Source organism: Candidatus Omnitrophota bacterium (assembly GCA_016929445.1).
Taxonomy (GTDB): domain Bacteria; phylum Omnitrophota; class Gorgyraeia; order JAFGIU01; family JAFGIU01; genus JAFGIU01.
In genome coordinates this window covers 21270-42312 of record JAFGIU010000041.1, presented here as the reverse complement: position 1 = coordinate 42312, position 21043 = coordinate 21270, and the positions used below count along the sequence as shown (strand labels likewise).

Annotated in this window: 21 protein-coding genes; 14 read left to right on the top strand and 7 right to left on the bottom strand. The window is 54.6% G+C overall.

All coding sequences use genetic code 11. The features are described from left to right. Window positions 1-12: 12 nt before the first annotated feature. Entirely contained in the window at window positions 13-246 is a 234-nt protein-coding gene (locus tag JW937_03605; protein MBN1586499.1) for a hypothetical protein, read from the bottom strand. 204 nt (window positions 247-450) lie between these two features. On the opposite strand from JW937_03605, the gene JW937_03600 reads away from it, so the two are divergent. Genes JW937_03600 through JW937_03570 form a run of 7 tightly spaced genes read left to right on the top strand, consistent with a single transcriptional unit; the run spans window position 451 to window position 6545 of the window. Beyond that, a complete protein-coding gene (locus JW937_03600) occupies window positions 451-891 on the top strand; it encodes an SUF system Fe-S cluster assembly regulator (protein ID MBN1586498.1) in 441 nt (146 codons plus the stop codon). An 8-nt stretch (window positions 892-899) separates the two neighbouring features. After that, on the top strand, window positions 900-2384 hold the full coding sequence (gene sufB / locus JW937_03595; protein ID MBN1586497.1) for a Fe-S cluster assembly protein SufB: 1485 nt from the start codon (window positions 900-902) through the stop codon (window positions 2382-2384). 56 nt (window positions 2385-2440) lie between these two features. Beyond that, window positions 2441-3202 carry a Fe-S cluster assembly ATPase SufC gene (gene sufC / locus JW937_03590; protein MBN1586496.1) on the top strand — a complete coding sequence of 254 codons (762 nt, stop codon included), beginning with the start codon at window positions 2441-2443 and terminating at the stop codon, window positions 3200-3202. After that, window positions 3199-4548 (top strand): Fe-S cluster assembly protein SufD, encoded by a 1350-nt coding sequence (gene sufD, locus JW937_03585; protein MBN1586495.1) that lies wholly within the window; start codon window positions 3199-3201, stop codon window positions 4546-4548. Before sufC ends, sufD begins: the two co-directional genes overlap by 4 nt. A 5-nt stretch (window positions 4549-4553) precedes the next feature. After that, window positions 4554-5768: a cysteine desulfurase gene (locus tag JW937_03580; protein ID MBN1586494.1), complete on the top strand. Its 1215-nt coding sequence runs from the start codon at window positions 4554-4556 to the stop codon at window positions 5766-5768. Next, window positions 5768-6211, top strand: a complete 444-nt coding sequence (locus tag JW937_03575) for an SUF system NifU family Fe-S cluster assembly protein (protein MBN1586493.1) — start codon at window positions 5768-5770, stop codon at window positions 6209-6211. Before JW937_03580 ends, JW937_03575 begins: the two co-directional genes overlap by 1 nt. 22 nt (window positions 6212-6233) lie before the next feature. Next, a complete protein-coding gene (locus JW937_03570; protein MBN1586492.1) occupies window positions 6234-6545 on the top strand; it encodes an SUF system Fe-S cluster assembly protein in 312 nt (103 codons plus the stop codon). Here JW937_03570 and JW937_03565 read toward each other — a convergent pair. The 3 genes from JW937_03565 to JW937_03555 are packed head-to-tail and all read right to left on the bottom strand — an operon-like array spanning window position 6510 to window position 9231. Beyond that, window positions 6510-7424 (bottom strand): NAD-dependent epimerase/dehydratase family protein, encoded by a 915-nt coding sequence (locus tag JW937_03565; GenBank protein ID MBN1586491.1) that lies wholly within the window; start codon window positions 7422-7424, stop codon window positions 6510-6512. The two genes, JW937_03570 and JW937_03565, sit on opposite strands and share 36 nt — an antisense overlap. Next, window positions 7421-8629 carry an NAD-dependent epimerase/dehydratase family protein gene (locus JW937_03560; GenBank protein MBN1586490.1) on the bottom strand — a complete coding sequence of 403 codons (1209 nt, stop codon included), beginning with the start codon at window positions 8627-8629 and terminating at the stop codon, window positions 7421-7423. Before JW937_03560 ends, JW937_03565 begins: the two co-directional genes overlap by 4 nt. Further along, window positions 8626-9231, bottom strand: coding sequence for a class I SAM-dependent methyltransferase (locus tag JW937_03555; GenBank protein ID MBN1586489.1), 606 nt, complete (start codon window positions 9229-9231; stop codon window positions 8626-8628). The genes JW937_03560 and JW937_03555 overlap by 4 nt, the downstream gene beginning before the upstream one ends. Window positions 9232-9310: 79 nt before the next feature. On the opposite strand from JW937_03555, the gene JW937_03550 reads away from it, so the two are divergent. Further along, window positions 9311-9994: a class I SAM-dependent methyltransferase gene (locus JW937_03550; protein MBN1586488.1), complete on the top strand. Its 684-nt coding sequence runs from the start codon at window positions 9311-9313 to the stop codon at window positions 9992-9994. On the opposite strand, the gene JW937_03545 is transcribed toward JW937_03550, so the two are convergent. After that, the gene (locus JW937_03545) at window positions 9907-11157 is read right to left on the bottom strand and encodes a glycosyltransferase family 39 protein (protein MBN1586487.1); all 1251 of its coding nucleotides are present in this window, start codon (window positions 11155-11157) and stop codon (window positions 9907-9909) included. The two genes, JW937_03550 and JW937_03545, sit on opposite strands and share 88 nt — an antisense overlap. A gap of 28 nt (window positions 11158-11185) precedes the next feature. Here JW937_03545 and JW937_03540 point away from each other — a divergent pair, with 28 nt between their 5' ends. Genes JW937_03540 through JW937_03520 form a run of 5 tightly spaced genes read left to right on the top strand, consistent with a single transcriptional unit; the run spans window position 11186 to window position 15732 of the window. After that, the gene (locus JW937_03540) at window positions 11186-12250 is read left to right on the top strand and encodes a GNAT family N-acetyltransferase (protein ID MBN1586486.1); all 1065 of its coding nucleotides are present in this window, start codon (window positions 11186-11188) and stop codon (window positions 12248-12250) included. Continuing rightward, window positions 12247-13179, top strand: coding sequence for a flippase-like domain-containing protein (locus tag JW937_03535; protein MBN1586485.1), 933 nt, complete (start codon window positions 12247-12249; stop codon window positions 13177-13179). Before JW937_03540 ends, JW937_03535 begins: the two co-directional genes overlap by 4 nt. A gap of 1 nt (window position 13180) precedes the next feature. Beyond that, window positions 13181-14215 (top strand): DUF2304 family protein, encoded by a 1035-nt coding sequence (locus JW937_03530; GenBank protein MBN1586484.1) that lies wholly within the window; start codon window positions 13181-13183, stop codon window positions 14213-14215. Then, window positions 14216-14947 carry a class I SAM-dependent methyltransferase gene (locus tag JW937_03525; protein MBN1586483.1) on the top strand — a complete coding sequence of 244 codons (732 nt, stop codon included), beginning with the start codon at window positions 14216-14218 and terminating at the stop codon, window positions 14945-14947. Beyond that, complete coding sequence (locus JW937_03520) at window positions 14947-15732, top strand: polysaccharide deacetylase family protein (protein MBN1586482.1); 786 nt, start codon at window positions 14947-14949, stop codon at window positions 15730-15732. Before JW937_03525 ends, JW937_03520 begins: the two co-directional genes overlap by 1 nt. Here the strand turns inward: JW937_03520 and JW937_03515 are convergent. Further along, entirely contained in the window at window positions 15692-17443 is a 1752-nt protein-coding gene (locus JW937_03515; GenBank protein MBN1586481.1) for a PAS domain S-box protein, read from the bottom strand. The genes JW937_03520 and JW937_03515 overlap by 41 nt on opposite strands. 122 nt (window positions 17444-17565) lie before the next feature. Then, window positions 17566-18768, bottom strand: a complete 1203-nt coding sequence (locus JW937_03510) for a response regulator (protein MBN1586480.1) — start codon at window positions 18766-18768, stop codon at window positions 17566-17568. Between the two features lie 109 nt (window positions 18769-18877). Between JW937_03510 and glgX the strand changes: the two genes are divergently transcribed. Next, window positions 18878-20971 carry a glycogen debranching protein GlgX gene (gene glgX / locus JW937_03505; protein ID MBN1586479.1) on the top strand — a complete coding sequence of 698 codons (2094 nt, stop codon included), beginning with the start codon at window positions 18878-18880 and terminating at the stop codon, window positions 20969-20971. The last annotated feature ends 72 nt before the right edge of the window (window positions 20972-21043 follow it).

Here is a 21043-nt window from a genome sequence, read left to right as displayed (position 1 = left end):
CGTCCCCGGGATTTAGCGGAGTTTGCCCTGGAGTTCCAAGGCCAGCTTCTGAAAGCCGGGATCCTGGACCAGTGCCGACAGCTTGGGGTGAGTGGAAAGTTTGTCGAACTGCCGGCTCTCCGCGATCTGCTTGAACTCCGGATCCGCCATCAATTCCTGAACCTTGGGGTTGGCCATCATGGCCTGGAAGTCCTTGTCTTTCATCAACTTCTGCATTGCCTTCGCCATCTTCATCATGTGCTTCATATTTCCCAACACTCGCTCCTCCTAACGGTAATCGATTCTAAAAACCATGATGCTCAAACTGACACCCAAGAATCCTCATCCTACCACACACAACTCCTTCTCAAATTGGGACTAAACCGGTTGACATTCGCTCCAGGCGCGCTAAACTAGTACTAGTTTAGTCCTATTTATGAGCTCCATCACCTTTTAGAGGAATCCCCTACTATGCTGCGAATGAGCAAATTGGCTGACTACGGTATCATCCTCATGGTCCGCTGTGCCTCAAACAGCGGACAAAGCACCTTCACAGCCCGCGACCTGGTGCAGTTTACCCAACTGCCTGAGGCCACTGTGGGCAAGGTGCTCAAACGCCTGACGCGCGAGGGATTGCTGATCTCCCATCGCGGGGTCAAGGGCGGCTATGAACTGGCGCGCAAGCCCCGGGACATCAGCCTGGCCGATATCATCGTGGCCTTGGAGGGTCCCATTGCCATCACGCAATGCAGTGACGATGCAAGCAACCGCGACTGCAATCACGAAGCGCTTTGCCCGGTAGGCCAGCATTGGCAAATTATCAACCAACTCATCTCTTCGGCACTCACTAACGTATCTCTGGCCGAAATGGTCGCACCGGCCTCCATGCTCTGCGACTGTAAGAAAGCATAGGCAACCTCATGATCTCTGATCCCCTCCACAAACTCACGGAACAGGATTACAAGTACGGCTTTGTCACGGATGTGGAATCCGACACTCTGGCCAAGGGTTTGAACGAGGATGTCATTCGCCTGATCAGCTCCAAAAAGAAGGAGCCGGAATTCTTGTTGGAATGGCGGCTCAAGGCCTTTCGCCATTGGCTCACACTCAAAGAACCTGCCTGGCCACATATCCATTACGATCCGATCGACTATCAGGATATCCGCTATTATTCCGCCCCTATGAAGAAGAAGAAGAAGCTCAAAAGCCTGGAGGAACTGGACCCGGAGATTAAAGAGACCTTCGATAAGCTGGGGATTTCTTTGAAGGAGCAAAAGCGCCTGGCCGGAGTCGAGGGCGCGGATGACAGCCCTGCAACACAGCAATCGGCTATTGCTGTGGACGCAATCTTTGACAGTGTTTCCGTGGGCACAACTTTCAAGCAAACCTTGGCTGCAAAAGGCATCCTTTTCTCTTCTTTTTCCGAGGCTGTGAACGAACACCCGGAACTCGTGCAAAAATACCTGGGGTCTGTTGTTCCTTACACGGACAATTTTTTTGCCGCACTCAACTCCGCCGTTTTCACCGATGGTTCCTTTTGCTATATCCCCAAAGGCGTGCGCTGCCCCATGGAGCTTTCCACTTATTTCCGCATCAACGCGGCGGAAACCGGCCAGTTCGAACGCACGCTGATCATCGCGGAAGAGGGCTCGTATGTAAGTTACCTGGAAGGCTGCACCGCCCCCCGGCGCGACGAGAACCAACTCCACGCGGCCGTGGTTGAGTTGGTCGCCATGGACAACGCGCAAATCAAGTACTCCACCGTTCAAAACTGGTATCCGGGCGACAAAGAGGGCAAAGGCGGTATCTATAACTTCGTGACCAAGCGCGGAGCCTGCCGCGGTGTAAACTCAAAGATTTCTTGGACCCAGGTGGAAACCGGATCCGCGATTACCTGGAAGTATCCCAGCTGCGTTCTCTTGGGGGACAACTCTGTGGGTGAATTCTACAGTGTGGCGGTCACGAACAACTACCAGCAAGCGGACACGGGGTCCAAGATGATTCATGTGGGCAAGAATACCAAGAGCACGATTATTTCCAAAGGCATCAGCGCCGGCCACGCGCAGAATTCCTATCGCGGCCTGGTTAAAATTCAAAAGGGAGCGCAAAACGCCCGTAACTACTCGCAGTGTGACTCCTTGCTCATGGGAGATCTCTGCGGAGCGCATACCTTTCCGTATATTGAGGTGCGCAATACTTCCGCAAAACTTGAACACGAGGCCTCAACCTCCAAAATCGGGGAAGACCAGCTCTTCTACTGCATGCAGCGCGGAATCTCGGAGGAAGACGCGGTCTCGCTTATTGTAAACGGATTTTGCAAAGAGGTATTTAGCGAGCTGCCTATGGAGTTCGCTGTAGAAGCTCAGAACCTATTGAATTTGAGTTTGGAAGGGAGTGTTGGGTGACGCGTAGCGTCATCGCGATGACGGAGTCTCTTTTAGCAACGATTATGGAGAACACCATGCTGGAAATTAAGAACCTAAACGCATCCATCGATGGAAATCAAATATTACGCGGCATTGACCTGAAGATTGGCCCGGGCGAGGTGCATTGCATCATGGGCCCGAACGGTTCCGGAAAAAGCACCCTGTCCAATGTTCTGGCCGGCCGCAGTGCTTATGAAGTAACCCAAGGCCGGGTCCTTTTTGAGGGAAAAGATCTCTTATCCATGGCCCCGGAGGAACGCGCCCGCGCCGGCCTCTTCCTCGCCTTTCAGTACCCCACGGAAATTGCCGGTGTGAGCAACACCTATTTTCTCAAGGCCGCAGTCAATGCGTTACACAAGCATCGCGGTGAAGAAGAGATGGACGCCATGGATTTTCTGGCCCTGGTCAAAGAAAAGATCAAGTGGGTGAATCTGGACGAGGGCTTCCTCAACCGGCCCGTAAACTGCGGATTTTCCGGGGGTGAGAAGAAACGCAACGAAATTTTTCAGATGGCGGTCCTGGAACCCAAGCTCGCCATTTTGGACGAAACCGACTCCGGTCTGGATATCGATGCCTTGCGCGTGGTGGCCAATGGAGTCAATCGTTTGCGGAGCGCGGCCCATAGCGTGCTCGTCATCACACACTACCAGCGCCTGCTCAACTATCTGGTGCCTGATTTCGTGCATGTTTTGTATCACGGCAGGATTGTGAAGTCAGGCGGCAAAGAACTGGCCATGGAGCTTGAAGAAAAGGGCTATGCCTGGATCGAAGAAGAAGCGGCAAACGTCAACTCATGATCAATAAACTCGACGCACAGGATCGCTACACCGAGCACTTTGCACAGATGGAATCCCATCTCATGGAAATCTCGCCGGATTGGGCCCGTCCGCTGCGTAAGGCGGCTATTGAGCATTTTGCCGGACTGGGCTTCCCCACGATCCGGGAGGAGAATTGGAAATATACCAACCTCGCCGCACTGGCACACACCCCCTTTATCCCCGCGGCAACCTTAGACCAAGAGGGCTTTGACCTAAGCGATCTGCAGGACAAGACAGCAGCGGAACTCCCGGGCCACCGTCTGGTCTTTATCAACGGAGTCTTCAACGCGGCACAGTCCCGGCTGAACGAACTACCGCCTGGTGTAACAGTCTGCCCTCTTTCCATTGCCTTCAAAAACAGCCCGGTCGCTGTGGATAATTACATGACGCACGTCGCGCCTTGCCAAGGAAATGCCCTGGTTGCGCTCAACACCGCCTTTTGGACGGATGGCGCCTTTGTCCACATCGCACCCGGCACCATTGTGCACGAACCCATCCAAATCGTTTTTGCTTCCGGCGGTAAAAAAGATATGCTCGTCACCTTTCCGCGCGTCCTGGTGGTAGCCAGCCCGGGCTCCGAGGCCTCGCTCATCCAATATCATGTGGATGGTTTGGATTCACACTATTGGGCCAATTGTGTGTGCGAGCTCGTCTTGGACGACAATTCCTCAATTGAGCACTACCTCCTGCAAGAAGAGAGCGTTACCGCCTATCACACAAACCTTATTGAGGTGAAGCAAGCCTCGAACTCAAACTACGTATCTCATAATTTTTGTACAGGATCCGCTCTCGCCCGCACAGATCTAAACGTGCGATTAACGGAAGAGGGCGCCAAATGTTCTTTATACGGTCTGTATAGCTCGCGTGGCACACAACATTTAGACAACCACACGCTCATAGACCATATCAGTCCGCGGTGCACCAGCCACGAATTTTACAAAGGCATTTTGAACGGCAAGTCGCGCGCTGTTTTTAACGGCAAGGTCATGGTAAGACCTGATTCCCAGGGAACGGATGCACGCCAGGAAAACCGCAACCTGCTGCTCTCGGAGGACGCGCAGATCGATACCAAGCCGGAGCTGGAGATTTACGCGAATGATGTGAAGTGTTCGCACGGCGCCACAGTGGGCCAATTGGATGAAGACGCGCTGTTTTATCTGCGCTCTCGCGGAGTGGGAGCGAACGCTGCACGCCATATTCTGACTCTCGCGTTTGCTTCTGAGTTGCTGGAGCGGGTCCAGATCCCGCTGCTGGCCGATCACCTGCACTGGAAGACACTGCCCCGCTGCATGCCCAGTGCCCGTATTTTTGAAAGCGTCGGATGAACGCCTTGAATATTGCACAAATCCGCCGGGACTTCCCCATATTGCACCAACAAGTGCACGGCCACCCGCTCGTGTACCTGGACAACGCCGCCACCACCCAAAAGCCCCGTCAGGTCCTTGATGCCCTGGAGAACTACTACACCCAAGACAACGCCAATATTCATCGCGGCGTACACACTTTGAGCGAGCGTGCCACAGCCTCCTACGAGACTTCGCGGCAGAAAGTTCAAGACTTTCTCGGCGCACAACACGCGCATGAAATCGTGTTTGTGCGCGGCGCCACAGAGGCCATCAACCTTGTGGCCCACAGCCTGGGCCGCTCCTTACTCCGCCCCGGGGATGAAATACTCATCACCGAAATGGAACACCACTCCAACATCGTGCCCTGGCAGATTTTGCGCGATGAGACCGGCGTCAAGCTGCGGATAGTCCCCTTTGACCAAAGCGGTACACTCCTCTTGGATGAGTTCGATAAGGCCTTGAACGAGAAGACCAAGCTGGTTTCTGTGGTGCACCTATCTAATTCCCTGGGCACCATTAATCCTATTGAAGAAATTATTCAACGAGCCCATGCCCGCGGCATCCCCGTGCTGATTGACGGTGCGCAATCCGCTCCCCATTTTAGGGTCAACGTCCGGGAACTCGACTGTGACTTTTTTGTGCTTTCCGGACACAAACTTTACGGCCCCACGGGAATCGGCGTGCTCTATGCCAAGACCGAATGGCTGGATAGACTCCCGCCCTACCAAGGCGGAGGAGACATGATCCGCTCGGTGTCTTTTGAAAAAACCACATACAACGATCTGCCCTACAAGTTCGAGGCCGGAACACCGAATATTGCGGGCAGTATCGGTCTGGGCGCAGCCGTTGATTATCTGAAGAGCCTGGGTCTGGAAGCCATTGCCGCACATGAATCCGAGCTCCTTCAGCATGCCACGGCCCGTATCAGTGCTTTAAAGGGTGTGCGTTTGATCGGGACGGCCGAACAAAAAGCCGGCGTCCTTTCCTTTGTCATTGAGGGGGCCCACGCCCATGATGTGGGGACGATTCTCGACCAGGAAGGGATTGCCATTCGAAGCGGGCACCACTGCACTCAACCCGTAATGGATCATTACGGCATTCCGGCCTCGGCCCGCGCCTCTTTCGGACTCTACAACACGGTTCAAGAAATCGATGCCCTGGTTCGGGGAATTCAGAAGGTCAGCGAGGTTTTTGCCTAATGTCCGGTCTGCGCGATCTCTACCAGGAAGTCATCCTGGACCACAACAAGAAGCCCCGGAATTTCGGCAAGATAGACAAGGCCAATCACTGCGCACACGGAGACAACCCCCTGTGCGGGGATAAGATCACGGTCTATCTCTTGGTAAAGGACGGGATAATCGAGGATATCAAGTTCGAAGGCTCAGGCTGCGCCATCTCCACTGCGTCTTCTTCCTTAATGACCACACTCCTCAAAGGCAAGTCCGTGGAGGAGGCTGCAACACTTTTTGAGACATTTCACAACGTGGTTACGGGCAATGCCGAGATCAGCGAGAACCTGGGAAAACTCGCAGTCTTCGGAGGGGTTCGGGAATTTCCGTCCCGCGTCAAATGCGCCACTCTCGCCTGGCACACGCTGCGGGCAGCCCTCGAGAATCAAGAAGACCCGGTTTCAACCGAATGAGAACCTTTAGAGAGATAGTCTAATGGATAAGGAACAACTCAAAGACCATATTGTGCAAGCTTTAAAGACTGTTTACGATCCCGAGATTCCGATTGATATTTATGAATTGGGTCTGATCTACGGATTGGAGATCAACGATGAGGGTGAGGTCGACATCAGGATGACCCTCACTTCCCCGGCCTGTCCCGAAGCACAGAGCATCCCGCCTGCGGTCCAGCGCGCTGCAGAGAGAGTGGAGGGAGTGGCCGTAGCTCGTGTTGAACTTGTATGGGAACCGCCCTGGGACAAAAATATGATGTCAGAAGCCGCTCGGCTGCATCTTGGATTCTTCTAGGAAGGACCAGAGGTCTTCTTTGGGCTCATATCCTAATTCCGCGCTTGCCCTGCCGATATCCGAGTAATTGCGCAGAATATCTCCCGGCCGGGCCTCTGCAAAACACACCCCTTCTTTGTAGTTTTTGCCGTGCAGGTTCAGAATCTTCATGGCCAGTTCCAAAATGGAGGTCTCTTTCCCGCTGGCAATCTGATACACCTGCCCGTGGCCGCCCTTCTGTAAGCCCAATTCGATGGCCTGCGCAATATCTGCAGCGTGCACAAAATCGCGGGTCTGTTCCCCGTCCCCGTAGATAGTGAGCTGTTTACCCTGCTTAATACTGCGTTGAAAAGCCGCGACAACCGCTCCCTTGGTCTCCGCATGGGGCCCGAACACATTGGCAAAACGCAGGGAAAGGGCCTGGATCCCGTAGGCCTCGGCATAGCTCCTGACCAGCGCCTCTCCCATGAGCTTGCTCGCGCCGTAAGGCGATTTGGGCGCCGGCAAAATGTCCTCCCGGATCGGGGGTTCCTGCTCCCCCACGGCCGCGTTGGAACTGGCAAAAACAAAGCGTGTCACCCCGGCTGTGCGGCAGGCTTCCAGCACCTTCCACGTCCCTTCCACATTGACACGGAAATTACTCAACGGATCCGCCATAGAATCGGGCACACTGGTCAGCGCGGCCAAATGCACGACCGATTCCACATTGGCCAGGCTCTGACTCAGTGCATTGTCATCCAGGATATCGCCGGCTTGGACAGGGACATTTTGGGCGCGCGCGTATTCGTCGCTTGCGGAGCTGAGATTGTCGAGGATAGAGAGCTCGTATCCCCTGGGAAGCAGGTAGTCAATGAGATTGGAACCGATGAATCCGCATCCACCGGTAATTAAGACTTTCACTTTGCGCTAGTCACCGTCTTGGGTTGAATCACCTCGGACTTGCGTATCGTACCGTCCCAGCGGATATCGGGAATCAAAGCCTCTGCTCTGGCCTCGATACGTTCACGATACTGCATTAAATCTTCTAACATGTTCTCTATCTCAGAGTCAATATCTTCGGTTGGCTTATACCCGAGCCGAAGCAAACCTTCCCGGTCCGGATTGTAGTAATGCGACTCCGCTTCCATACGAGGGTTCTCGATATGATTGACTTCCACCTTCAGGCCCACGCACTTTCCGATCTGCTGCACTTTTTCAGCAAGCTCGGTCACATCAAACACCTTGTCGAACTGATTGAGGACGCGGTATTCGCCTTTCTGCGCGGGATTCTCAATAATGCAGCTGATGCACTGCATGGAATCCTTGAGCGGCAAAAATCCACGGCTCTGGCCCCCGGCGCCAAAAACCGACAGGGGCTCCCCGATAACGGCTTGCGCGCAGTACCGGTTAATCGCGGTGCCAAAGCTCTGGTCAAAATCAAACCGGGTGAGAAGCCTCTCGTCTTCGGGCTGATTCTCAATGCGCGTGCCGAAAACCACACCCTGCATGATATCCGTGGAACGCAGGCCCCAGATCTTGCACGCAAAGGCGACATTGTGCGAGTCGTGCACCTTGCTCTGGTGATACCAGCTGCCGGCCTGGCGCGGGAAAGGCAACGTGGCCTTGCGGCCGCGGTACTCAATTTCAAAAAAGCCCTCAGGGATATCAATATTCGGCGTTCCGTACTCTCCCATGGTCCCCAGTTTGACAAGATGGGCATTTGGACAATGTTCGTGGATGGCGAAGAGCAGATTCAGAGTGCCCAAGACATTGTTCGACTGGGTGTAAACCGCGTGGTGCGCATCCATCATGCTATAAGGCGCCGAAGGCATCTCCGCCAGGTGCACGATCGCATCGGGTTGCACGGATCGCAGAAACAAAGCGAGCGCATTGTAATCCATAATATCGAGACGCCGGAACTGAAGATTGACTCCGTACTCCCGCCTGAACGCAGCCAAGCGTTCGGTCATGCGCACAATCGGAGTGGCCGATTGCGAACCCACTTCCGCGACCCAATCCCGTCTTGCATAAGTATCAAAACCGCTCACCTCATGTCCGCGCATGGTCAAATGCTGCGCCAAGGCCCACCCCAAGTATCCGTCCACTCCTGCAATCATAATCTTCATTGTGCGCTCCCTTCGAATGCCGGGTCTTTCGTTCGTGATCCAATAAACCTGAAGGTGTTCTTAAACAGCCTGCCTTCTTCGATGCGCTGCACCTGGTCCCAACCCGCCAACAACTCATTCCACTCGGATTCAGGCAGATACGCACACCCTCCGTCCGTCATGCGCCACCAGAGGGTCTTGACCCATCTGGGAAACCCTCTCTCAGACTGCAGAGGTTCCACCAGCACAAGATGCTCTCGCGTCACCCGGCGGATTTCTTCTATGATCAAGCGGGTGTCCACCGGAATATGATGCAGAACACAGCTTACAAAAGTCGCCTGAAACGCGCCGTCCACAAAGGGAAGTTTCTCGGCGCTGGCCCTCACAAAATATCCGGAAGGACTGGAACACTTGGCCGCGCGGAGGAAGGGAACGGAAACATCAATCCCAACCCGTTTGATGCCAGAGAGATCCGTGTCTGACTCATCCGGCCCGCATCCCAGATCCAGGACCAGTCCCTGCTCCAGGTAAGCTCTGGGATCCCATCCGCTCCGAACCGCAAACAAACGCGTCATTGCGCGTTTGAACCGGTATAACCCGGGAAATCGAAAGAGTATTTCCATCCGGCCCAAAAACAGTCCCTCCCTTGCAGAATATGTTTACTGTACAATGGGGAATGTTCATTGTCCAGGAAGCTAACCAATGATGCCAACATCAGTTAAATCTCCAAGTGCCTCGTGGAAAACTCATTACGACTCGCAGGCAAACCGCTTGGGCGACACGCCTGAGGCCAACGACTATCGTGATGCGGGAAGCTATGTTGCCTGCCAACAATGGTTCAGACTTATTGGAAAAGTCCGCAAGCAAGCCGTTTTGGAGATCGGTTGCGGCTCTGGGCTTTTTGTCCGGCCCCTGCTTGAAAACAATATCGTTTATGGAATCGACATCAGCCCGGAAATGGCCAAGCTCGCTGTGCAAAAGGGCCTGAGGGTGGCCTTGGGATCTGCTGGAAGCCTTCCTTTTGACTCTCAAACATTTGATCTCGTGTTATGTCACGGAGTCATCGGACTCTTGGAGCAGCCTCAGACTCTTTTTGCCGAAGCCCGACGAGTGCTACGGCCAGGCGGCACCTTCTTTGTGGCCTGTCTTAATGCACAGAGCTGGATCCGCCGCGGAGTCCAGTTAATGAAGAGACCCGCCGCAGCCAATGGCATGCGGCCCCGTCAATACCGGTTTGAAGAAATTCTAGCTCTCGGAAATCAGGCCGGATTGGCCGCAAAGGAAAGTCTCGGGGTCTACTATCCGCTGCGCATACCCGCCTCATCTTGCAGACTCCCTTTATCCCGCCTTGTTGTACCCTCTTTTGCTTTACTGTTCCAAAAGTAACGCAACCACTCAAGACCCCCGGCGGACACCAAAAGCAACAAATACTCACAAGGCAAACGGTAGCGCCCGTCTGCTCCCGGACTGTCTACAACAGCGATACTCGTATGGTAAAGAAACACAAGCAAAACAAAGTCTCTAAATGCAGGGCGCTTGCGCGAGAGAAACACCAGCCCCAAGACACCCAGCCCGCCGGCCAGGACCATGTAGAACGTGTTATATACGTTATGCTTAAGTGAAAACCATTCCCGCCAGGGTTTCCAATACATCCAGGCCTTCCGCAACTGCACTCGCAGCTTTTCGGCATTGTCGTCCATGTCGTGGACCACATAGTTGCGATACTCCGTATAAACCAACCAACCCCATTCCGGCTTGGACCACTCTTTGAAATTCTCATTCCTCGAATTGTAATCCTTCATGATATAGCTGAAACCGCTCCAGCGTTCTTCTTCCGGGCGATTAATATTTTCGAAGGTAAACCAGACGGTCCAAAAATAACAAAGGCTCAGTGCGACAACGGTGAGCTTCAGCCAGGTATGAGCCCGGGAGCCTCTCTGAATAGAGTTCCTCACCCAGACCCAAAGCACCCATACTGCGGCTAAGACCGCATATCCCAAGGCATTGGGCCGGGTAAAAACACACACCAGGGCAAAGCCGAGAAAGCCCGCAAGATTCGTCCACTTCCACTCCTGGGCCAGCCGGATAGCAAAGAAGGCCCAAATCGCCACAAATAGGAGGAACACTGTCTCAGATAAGATGTACCCTGCCCAAAACGCAAAGGGCATGTGCGCCGCAGCGAGAATCATCGCGCCCAAAGCGGATTCTTTCGAAGCGAAGCGCCTGGCCGAGAAATAGAGGATGAGCACGGTGACCGCGCTCAAGAAAGCCTGAATCTGAACCATCGGTACCGTTGCCGGCAATCCGAACAGCAGCTGACATACCGCGATAAAGCCAATATGGGTCATCCGTCCCAGATAATACCCATATCCCATATCCACAAGCCGCATAAATCCGCCGGGCTGCAGCAGAATCTGCGCCCCCTCTGTGTACCAGGGGGTATCCAGCGCACCCTTTGCCGGGAATAGAATATTGAAGACAGAGCGGATACCCCAGGCAAAAAGGAACACAACTACTACTGCTACAATTGTTTTCGTCCGGGATTTCATAGGCTTATCCTATGCTAAAATACGGTCCATGTTCAAGAGACCCGGACCAAAGTACTCCATTGCCAATACGCGGGTCCAGAGTGCGGCTCTCACTCATCCTGATGGATCTGTCTTCCACCAACCCATCATGGCCCATGTGCTCGAAGACACTTATGGTTTGGCCACTCATTATTTGAGCACCTGCTGCAGTACCGGAGAAGAGTGCCAGCTGGCCATCGTTCGCCATCCCCAAAAGGCTAAAGCTGTAGGGCTTCCGTTTTGCGCCCGTCCCGGTTTGCTGCTCCCCGTCGGCAGCGCAGGATCCTCACGCCGGTGGGATATGTGGGCGCGCCATTGCCTGCTTGAAGAAATGCGCAAACTGGAACTCAAATCCGTTCGTTTCATCGGGATGCCTTTAATCGAAGGCTTGGAGAACAGCATGCCCCTGGCGGCAGCCTATCCTTATGCAAGACTTCCCCTGAGAGAGTTGGTCGAGATCCAGTCCGAGCTTCATTATTCTTTGAAGAAGGCCCTCAATAAGGCCGAACGTTCCGGCTTGCACGTTCGCACCGCTCCTCCCACAAGGGCCAACACAGATCTTTTCTACTCCTTCTATCTGGGAGGAATGAAACGCTTCGGCACTCCGCCTCATCCCAGACCCTATTTCGAAACTTGGTTCAGCTTGGACCAGACCCATCTGCTTCTTATCCAAGTATTCCATAAGGACACGGTTCTCGCCCTGCTCCTGGCCGGATACACCGCAAACCAGATGGAGCTTCTTTTCACCCTCTCCAAAAAGGAAGGGCTGGAGTACCGATGCAATGATCTGGCCCACTGGCAAGCCATTGAGCTGGCCCACCAAATGGGCTTGGATGCCGTGGATTTCGGTCCTATGAAATACAGCGGGCAGCGCCGCTTCAAAGAGAAATGGGGTGTGGAGGAAAGTTTAAGATGGGATTTGGGATGGGATCTGATCCGCGATGAGATCCGGGCCATTCCCCCGCTTTCTCAGGAACACCCGCAGTTGCGCATCGGGGCAGCCTTCTTTCAAAACATGCCCAGGCCCTTGCTTGAGAGGATGGGCCGGCACATCAGAAGAACGCTGCTTCGATGAAAACTTTTCTGCGCGGCTTAATTCCTCTGTGTCTCTTCGTTTTTGTCTTGCTGCAAGTCCCCTTTGAAGAGTGGGCCGGGGTAAAAAAGGCCTTTCACTTAGGGCCCCTTCTGGTCGCGCTGAGTCTCTTTTTCCTAATCAACATGGGCTCTGCCTGGATCACGGCGTGGCTGCTTCAAATTCGGGAACTGGGTATGCTCACGGCCATTCTGTGCATCTTCACGGTCTGGTATCACATCCTGCCCAGCCACTCGGGATCCGCCTCATTTCTATATATGGCTCGCAACTATCTCAAGCTGTCCCTCGCGGAGTCCGGATCCGCTTTTGTCTTTACCTATGTGGGAGACACGCTCGCACTCATGCTTTTCTTGACCGGATTCTGGGCGCTGCGGCCCCAGAGCATCCTCCCCTATTACACGGAGCTCACTTGGGCTGTGGCCATCGGATGGATCGGCACCGGGGCCTTTGTTCTCAGCCTGGAGATTCTGAGCCGCAAGAATCTCCAGCCGCGCGCCCATGAAGGGAAGGGACCCCGCTTCCATAAGAAACTGGTCGGCTGGCTGCGCAACACGGCCTTTGAACTCCGGAAGCTCCACGAACGCCGCCTCTATCTCAAATTGATCGCAGCCAGTTTCCTCATACAGATTGTTCGCCTGGTCTTCTTGAGTTTCCTGCTGCAATCCGTCGGTCACACACCCAGCCTCGCCTCCTTGCTCCTCATCTATGTTTTTCTCTCGCTTTCAAAGACAGTGCAGACCGCCGGAGGGCTCGGCACTTGGGAAGCCAGCGTCTTTCTGGGACTCCGCTTGGGCGAGGGCCTGCCCAACCCCGCCTTTCTGGCCGTAGGAAGCCATGTGATACAATGGATTGTCGTTGGGGTGTGGGGGGCTTTGGGCACCCTTTATCTGCAGCGAACCAAGAGTACTTAACATGAGAAATATCCAAATTTTAGGAATACTGGTCGGCCTTTGGCTGGCCTTTTTCACTTATCGCCGCTTCCGTTCCGGCAGCCTGAGGCGGCTGGATCTGGCTGTGTTCTGGGCTGTTGCCCTCACCATTATCGCGACCAGCGCGTTCCCCTCTCTTCTGGACTTCGTTCGCCGCTCCCTCAATATGCAGATCCGCTGGCTCACTCTGGTGGTGGTCGCGAACGGCATTCTTTTCCTCCTCGTGCTCTATTTGGTGGACCAAGTGCGCGCCTCTCAGCGCCATCTGTCCGATCTGGTGCGGACTTTGGCCCGCGCGGAATTTGCCCAAGCCCATTCCGGAATTAAAGCAGGCGGAACTCTAACCGCAGTCGTCATCCCCGCCTTTAACGAAAGCGACACCATCCAAGGGGTCCTCAGCCGCCTCCCCACTACGATCGGAAGCAGTGAAGTCAAACCCATTGTTGTGGTGGACGGCGCCACTGACAACACGCATACCCTTTGCCGCGATGCAGCCCACCCTGTGACGAGCTTGATTATCAACCGTGGGCAGGGAGATGCGCTGCGCGCCGGATTTGAAATTGCTTTGGAGCACGGAGCAGATGTTATCGTCACCATGGACGCGGACGGCCAACACCAGCCGGAAGAGGTTGAGCGCCTGGTCTTGCCTGTGCTCAATGATGAGGCGGATTTGGTGGTGGGTTCCCGTTTTCTGGGGGAGTACGAAGGAAAAGGCTCGGGAAGGCACGCGGGCATTGTCTTTTTTTCCAAAGTGGCCAGCGTACTCACCGGCAGGCGCGTGTCCGATGTCACCAACGGCTTTCGCGCGATCCGCGCCCAAGATCTGATGCGCCTTAATCTGAAAGAATCCCGGTTTAGCGCCCCGGAAATCTTGATTGAATCCCGCAGAAAGGGGCTGAGGTACAAGGAAGTTCCTGTCACCGTGGCCAACCGGGAGAACGGAATGAGCAAGAAACCGCCGGGCCTACGGTACCCTCTGGGTTTCGGATGGGTTATGCTCCGAACCTGGTTCCGCTAAATGCCGAATGTCGAATATTACCAACAAAAGTATGCTTCGGGTGAAGAGGTCCTGCACAGCTATAAGCTGAGGGCTCTGGAGCAAGCGCGCGGGCTGAAGCCGGGCCGGGCGCTGGATTTGGGGTGCGGCTCGGGTGTGATGGCTTCGCGGCTTAAAGAAATGGGTCACGAGGTCTACGGTATTGATATCAGCTCCAATGCAATCCAAAAACTCCGGGAGCGCGGCATTGAGGGACAAACAGCGAATCTTGAAGAAGCTTTGCCTCTTTCCGATGCCGAGTTTGATCTCGTTTGGTGCACGGAGCTGCTCGAACATGTGGCGAATCCCACTGCGCTGCTCACGGAAATCCGCCGCGTGCTGAAGCCGGGCGGCCGGCTGCTGCTCACCACCCCCAATAGCGCGCACATTGCTTACCGCCTTTTGCATCTATTGGGGAAAACCTGCTCGGAGGTGCAGCACTCCGAGCACCTGCGTTTCTTCTCAGCCGCAAGCCTGAAGACGCTATTGGAGCAAACAGGATTCACGATCAACTCTCTGACCGGCCGGAACCTTTACATCATTGTCCCTTTTAGCAGCGCAAGAGAGCTTCCAGAATACCTGGACGTTTTGGGTATCCGTTTCGAGTACAGCCACGCCCACGACCGGCCGTATCTGATTTGGGAACACTTCACCGGACTTTGGAACACCTTGTGGGCCGATACCTTCATCGTGTCCGCAGATAAACGAGCCTGATGCTAAAAGCCGTCCTCAGCATTGATGTCGAACACACCTTTGAAGCTGCGCCGGAAGGGGTCCACGCATTTCTCGATCTGCTGGGGGAACTCGGGATCCGGGCTACTTTCTTTTGCACAACTTCGGTACTGGAGCGAAATCCGGATGTGATCCGCGCGCTAAGGGAATCCCCGCATGAGATCGCCAGTCACGGCGCGCACCACTCCGAAATGGACAAAGGGAACAAGCAGTGTCTCACGCAGCTCGAGCCCTCCGGCATCCCGGGAATCATTGAGGAGTCCAAGGCAGCTTTTGACCGGGAGGGCATTGAGATTAAGGGTTTTCGCGCGATGAGCCTTCAGACAAACCCTCTGATCCTCTCCGAAGTTGAAAAGTTTTTCGATTACGATTCTTCGCTGCTTTCGCGGGTCCCGCCTCATATCGACCCCGCAACTCCTAAGCTGGTCCGGGTGCCGGTCACGCGACTCATGGCGCGCGGCATGCCCTATTCGAGTTCCGCGCTGATGGGAATGGGACCTGCTGCTTTAGCAGCGGCCGCTCACACAACCCGGGGCCTGGAAACGGTGGTCTGCTATGCTCATTGTTTCGATTTAGCCGGGTGTCCGGTGGAAGGGTTGAATGTGGCCGGATGGAAGAAGCAGTACTACTACCGGCGTTGCGGCCCCAGCCAGAAGGCATTTTTTACAGAGTGGGTTAAGCAGCTGCGCGCTCAAGGACGGCAGTTCTTAACCTGCGCGGAAATCGCTAATGCGGTACCGGGTCAGACACCTTCAGACACACAGTAGCGCAAACACCTCCCTCTTTGCGATTCCGCAAATGAATGGTCCCGCCGTGCAACTCCACGATCTTCTGCGCCACGGTAAGCCCCAGACCCATCGCCTTGCCCGTGGGTTTGGTTGTGTAAAAGGGATCGAATACATTGCCAAGGAGAGATTCCGAGATACCCGGCCCGTTGTCCTCGATATCGACCGCAATCACACTATCGCCCGTGCGCAGCCGGTCCGCCTGACGGTTATTCGCATCACTGTTGTCGAAACGGCAAGAGTTGAGAAATTTGGACGAAACCTTCAACGAACCGCGAATGGGTGCCGCCTGAATCGCGTTCGACAATACATTGACCAATGCCTGTTCGATCTTCCCTGCATCCAATTGGAGTGCCGGCAAGCCCGAAGCCAAATTCAATTCCAACTTCACCTGCCTGATCTTGATCTCGGGCTCCAGAACCAGGAGAGCGGACTCCACGATGCGGTTCAAGCTGCATTCCTGCAACTTAAATTCCGAACTGGTGGAAAACTTTATCAGCCTTTTCAAGACCTCCTCCGCGCGCACACCGGCATCCAGAATATCCTGCGCAATGGGATGCAGATCCTCGTTTCGCACAAGCCTTCCGCGTAAAACCTCCGCCCCCAATTTGATGGTGGTGAGAGGGTTCAGGACTTCATGAGCCACGCCCGCAACCAAACGTCCCATAGACTGGAGCTTCTCCATCCTGGCTATTTGGAGCTGGGTATTAGCCAGTTCCGTTCGCGCAAGCAAGATCCCGTTCTCAACACTTTTGCGCTCAGTAATGTCACGCGCCACAATCACCAGGCCCTCCAAATTGCCGTCCGCGGAGGTCATCGTTTGGGAAGAAAGGCTGAGCCAGCGTTGACCCTCCCTCCCCTGGTGTACTATTTCCATATCTTTGACATTTCCAAGCTCGATCAGTTCCTGCACAAACTTAGGGGTCAACACCGAATCATCAATCCGGACAATTGATTTCTCGACAAGATCAGTTTCTTGCCGGCCTAGCAAATCGCATCCGGATTGGTTGACGATGCTCAGAATCCCCTCGTTATCAAAAACAAATAGCGCTTCCGGCATTGTCTTAATGATGTGTTTAGCTGCAAGAGACGGTGTGATCGCCACCAAGCGATACTGCCATATGGCAAAGGCCATCAGGGTAAACCCGGCGCCCACCGGAACGGGGCCGTAAGGATAAGCGTCAACTCCAAAGACTGGCAGAAAGTCCCAAGCACCTAAGTAACAAACAGCATAGGCGATCGCAAAAGCCCGCAATCTCTTTTTGTGCAAAGGCGAATCCGATTCATTACTGGACTTTCTGAAGCACCACAGATTAAAAAGCACTGCCCCGGCAAAAAACAAGACAAAGGACCATCCGACCAAGCCGTATACCGGATAGTGGCCCCATTCATAGTGATGAATGCCCGTGTAGAATCCGAGTCCGAGCAGGATAGTCACAAAGTAAATAAAGGAAAGGGCATGGCTAACCCGCAACAACGTGCGGAATTGTCGTGTCCTGCGGATAATTCCCGCGCTCGTGTCGATAATCATGGATGGAGTCATACAAAAAAACAGGAGTCCGGTTTTGATCCACCACGCGTTCAACTCATGGCTGTTTGCCATGTAATTCATCGACATAGAGGAATACCAAACGGCAACACCTGCGCAGGACAAGGCATAGGTTAGGCTAATCTTGGAAAATCGCTCGTGCACCAGTGTGGCGAATGCAACACAGAGGACGTAGAGACCGACAAAAGCGGGGGCAAGAGCAAAGGCGGAAGAGGAATAAGAGGACGGGCTTAGGATTTGCTCGAGCATACAGTTCCAGTGAATCCCTACGTAGGACGTCGTTGCGTGCCTGCGCGAGATCCCTGCTCCTGGCGTGCAGCAGGCTCAAAGATCAGGGTGGCGCGCACACCACCCTCTGGCCGGTTGGCTAGGTAAATAATCCCTTTGTGGAGTTCCATAATCTTGCGTGCCACCGACAGCCCCAGTCCGGGTCCCTGGCCCGTGGGTTTGGTTGTGAAGAAGGGGTCAAAAACCTTTTCCATTTCCTCTGCGCCGATCCCGGGGCCGGAGTCTTCGATTTCCACCACAACCACTTTTTGGTCAGCCGCCAGGCGCTCCGGAACTTTCGAACCCACTTCCTTGTCCAACTCACGGACTTCCCGGACAGCTGTCTTGATCTTGAGCACACCACCATCCGCCATTGCGTAAATACTGTTGAGGAAAATACTGATAAATACCTGCTCCAGACGGCCCCGGTTCACCAGCACAGGAGGAAGGCCCTCAACTAGTCTGGGAATGACTGTGATCTGCGCGCGCGCCAAATCATGCGTCAGCAACAGCAGCACGTGTTCAACCACAATGTTGAGGTCATCCACCTCAAAGCGCAGTTCCCGCTCCACAGAGAGGTCCACCAGACCGTTGATGATCTTGTCGGCCCGCCTGATCGCCCGGTCCATATTTTCCAGGATTCCGAGCAGATCCTTGTCCCCCGGGATCTTTTCAGCCAGGTACTCAACTCCGACAAGGAGAATGGCTAGGGGATTCTTGACCTCGTGCGCCACGCCTTGAGCCAAGCGGCCCACAGACTCAAACTTTGCTGATTCAACTAGTTGCAGCTGAGTGGACTTGAGTTTTTCAAGAATCTTGTGGCGTTCAATTGCATAACGCAGGACCCGCAAAATCTCACTTCCGGAAAAATGCCCCTTCACAAGATAGTCCTGGGCCCCGAAGCGAACCGCCTGAACCCCGGCCGAATCATCGTCCAAGCCCGTGAGAACCACGACAGGAACCTGCGGCACTGATTCGCACACGCGTTGAACCGTGCAAAGACCCTGGCTATCGGGCAAGTGCAAGTCCAAGAGCACAACATCAATGTGCCCGCGCCCCAGACGGTCAATGGCAGTGACGAGCAAGCTGTGATGCTCAATAAAAAATTTACCGGAGAAAGCCTCTTCCAGGCGTTCTTGAATTAGAGCCGCCTCAGTAGGACTGTCTTCTACCAACAGGAGATTAAGTTTTTCATTTGCCATAATTAATGCCCTATATACTCCTATGGGATTCTACTACAAATAGGACCCGTATCAAGCCACGCCTCCCCGGTGTTGAGCATCAAGCTGAGCACCGCTATAATGACCCATCTTGAGTACATCCGCTCCAACCCTCGAAACCGGACGCGCAACCCCCTTGGGGGCGACCTTTGACGGCAGTGGGACCAACTTTGCCATCTTTGCCAAACACGCGACTTCGGTGGAACTCTGCCTCTTTGATTCACCGGAAGCTGCGCGTGAAACCCATCGCCTGCCTCTGCAAGAACGCACCCAGGGAGTCTGGCACGCCTACTTGCCCGCAATCGGCCCGGGCCAGCTTTACGGCTACCGCATTCACGGCCCCTACACCCCGCGCCAGGGGCACCGTTTCAATCCCTTCAAGGTCCTGCTGGATCCTTATGCCAAAGCTTTGGGCCGGCCGCTGAAGTGGTCGGACGAACTCTTTTCCTATCGATTTACCAAACGCCGCAGCGATCTCTTCATGGACCGCAAAGACAGCGCCGCCTGCGCTCCGCTGGGGATGGTCGTTGAGGAGCACTATGATTGGGGCGAGGACAAGGCTCCGCTGGTGCCCTGGGACAAAACCCTGATTTACGAAACGCACGTCAAAGGCATGACCGCCCTGCACCCCAAAGTCCCCAGGGAGTTGCGCGGCACTTACGCGGGCCTTGCCAGCGAACCCGTGATCCGCCACCTCCAAGAATTGGGCATCACGGCGATCGAACTGCTGCCCGTGCACCTTCATGCAGACGACCGCCACCTCGAAGACAAAGGAACCACCAATTATTGGGGCTACAACACCCTCTCCTTCTTCATCCCCCACTACGAGTACGCCGCAGCACAGGATCCGGTGCTTGCTATCCATGAATTCCGCAACATGGTCAAGTCCTTTCATAATGCCGGCATCGAGGTGATTCTGGATGTGGTCTACAACCACACGGCTGAGGGCAATCAATTCGGCCCCACCCTCAATTTCCGGGGAATCGACAATGCCAGCTACTACCGTTTGGAACCAAACAACCCGCGTTTCTACCAGAACTTCTCCGGCTGCGGAAATACCTTGAATCTGCGCCACCCGCAGGTGCGCCAGCTCGTGCTCGACAGCCTGCGCTACTGGGTGGGAGAGATGCACGTGGACGGCTTCCGTTTTGATTTAGCCACTGCCTTGGCGCGCGGCAAAGACTCCGTGGAAATGAACGGGGCGTTCTTTAGGGAAATCAATGAGGACCCTCTTCTAAACAAGACAAAACTTATCGCTGAACCATGGGACCTCGGATTTGACGGATATCAATTGGGAAACTTCCCGCCGCCCTGGACTGAATGGAATGATAAGTTCCGCAGCGCCGTGCGCAACTATTGGAAAAGCACGCCCGGAACACTCCCTGACTTCATCTCACGTGTGTGCGGCAGCGGATGGGAATTTGATACAAAGGGCCGGCCTCCAAGCGCAAGCATCAACTTTGTGACCTGCCACGACGGATTTACCCTCCAAGACTTGGTCAGCTACAACTCCAAGCACAACGAGGCCAACGGCGAAAACAACCGGGACGGCGAAAGCCACAACCTGAGCTGGAACTGCGGGGTTGAAGGGCCCACCGACGACCCGGAGACGGTTTCCCGCCGCCAAAAGCATAAGCGCAATTTCATGGCCACGCTCATGATCTCGATAGGCACGCCCATGATCCTGGGCGGAGACGAACTCGGGCACACGCAGCTCGGTAATAACAACGCCTATTGCCAAGATAGCGAACTTAGCTGGCTTAACTGGGATCTCAGTCCAACGGATCAAGAATTCCTTGAGTTTACCAAGCACGTTATCCGGCTGCGCCGGACAGAGCCCCTGTTAGGACGCACAGAGTACCTCACCGGCCGATTTCTCCCGGGTTTGCGTGCCAAAGACGTGCTCTGGCTGAAACCTTCCGGCCAGGAGATGAAGCAAAGCGACTGGCAGTCCCCGAACCTGTTATGCATCGGGATGTGGTTGGTGGGCGCGGACTCGACCTTTTTTATCTTGATGAACGCCGGCCATTCGGAACAAGTTTTCTACCCGCCCTGTTACCGGGCCCCGCACTCGTGGACAACCATGATCCACACTTCTGTTCCTGAAAGACACGGGGAGCAGATCCCCTGCGGAACTCCATACACTCTCCCGCCCCGCACCTTGGCAGCGCTCAAGCTCAGCTAGCCCTGCACTGGGCTTACACCTTGTGCCGTCGTATACTATGGGCGTGAGCACTGAGAAGAATCCTCCTATACC

Coding starts and splice junctions, on each gene's coding strand:
- JW937_03605 (MBN1586499.1), bottom strand. CDS start 246: ATGAAGCACATGATGAAGATGGCGAAGGCAATGCAGAAGTTGATGAAA.
- JW937_03600 (MBN1586498.1), top strand. CDS start 451: ATGCTGCGAATGAGCAAATTGGCTGACTACGGTATCATCCTCATGGTC.
- sufB (MBN1586497.1), top strand. CDS start 900: ATGATCTCTGATCCCCTCCACAAACTCACGGAACAGGATTACAAGTAC.
- sufC (MBN1586496.1), top strand. CDS start 2,441: ATGCTGGAAATTAAGAACCTAAACGCATCCATCGATGGAAATCAAATA.
- sufD (MBN1586495.1), top strand. CDS start 3,199: ATGATCAATAAACTCGACGCACAGGATCGCTACACCGAGCACTTTGCA.
- JW937_03575 (MBN1586493.1), top strand. CDS start 5,768: ATGTCCGGTCTGCGCGATCTCTACCAGGAAGTCATCCTGGACCACAAC.
- JW937_03570 (MBN1586492.1), top strand. CDS start 6,234: ATGGATAAGGAACAACTCAAAGACCATATTGTGCAAGCTTTAAAGACT.
- JW937_03560 (MBN1586490.1), bottom strand. CDS start 8,629: ATGAAGATTATGATTGCAGGAGTGGACGGATACTTGGGGTGGGCCTTG.
- JW937_03555 (MBN1586489.1), bottom strand. CDS start 9,231: ATGGAAATACTCTTTCGATTTCCCGGGTTATACCGGTTCAAACGCGCA.
- JW937_03550 (MBN1586488.1), top strand. CDS start 9,311: ATGATGCCAACATCAGTTAAATCTCCAAGTGCCTCGTGGAAAACTCAT.
- JW937_03545 (MBN1586487.1), bottom strand. CDS start 11,157: ATGAAATCCCGGACGAAAACAATTGTAGCAGTAGTAGTTGTGTTCCTT.
- JW937_03540 (MBN1586486.1), top strand. CDS start 11,186: ATGTTCAAGAGACCCGGACCAAAGTACTCCATTGCCAATACGCGGGTC.
- JW937_03535 (MBN1586485.1), top strand. CDS start 12,247: ATGAAAACTTTTCTGCGCGGCTTAATTCCTCTGTGTCTCTTCGTTTTT.
- JW937_03530 (MBN1586484.1), top strand. CDS start 13,181: ATGAGAAATATCCAAATTTTAGGAATACTGGTCGGCCTTTGGCTGGCC.
- JW937_03525 (MBN1586483.1), top strand. CDS start 14,216: ATGCCGAATGTCGAATATTACCAACAAAAGTATGCTTCGGGTGAAGAG.
- JW937_03520 (MBN1586482.1), top strand. CDS start 14,947: ATGCTAAAAGCCGTCCTCAGCATTGATGTCGAACACACCTTTGAAGCT.
- JW937_03510 (MBN1586480.1), bottom strand. CDS start 18,768: ATGGCAAATGAAAAACTTAATCTCCTGTTGGTAGAAGACAGTCCTACT.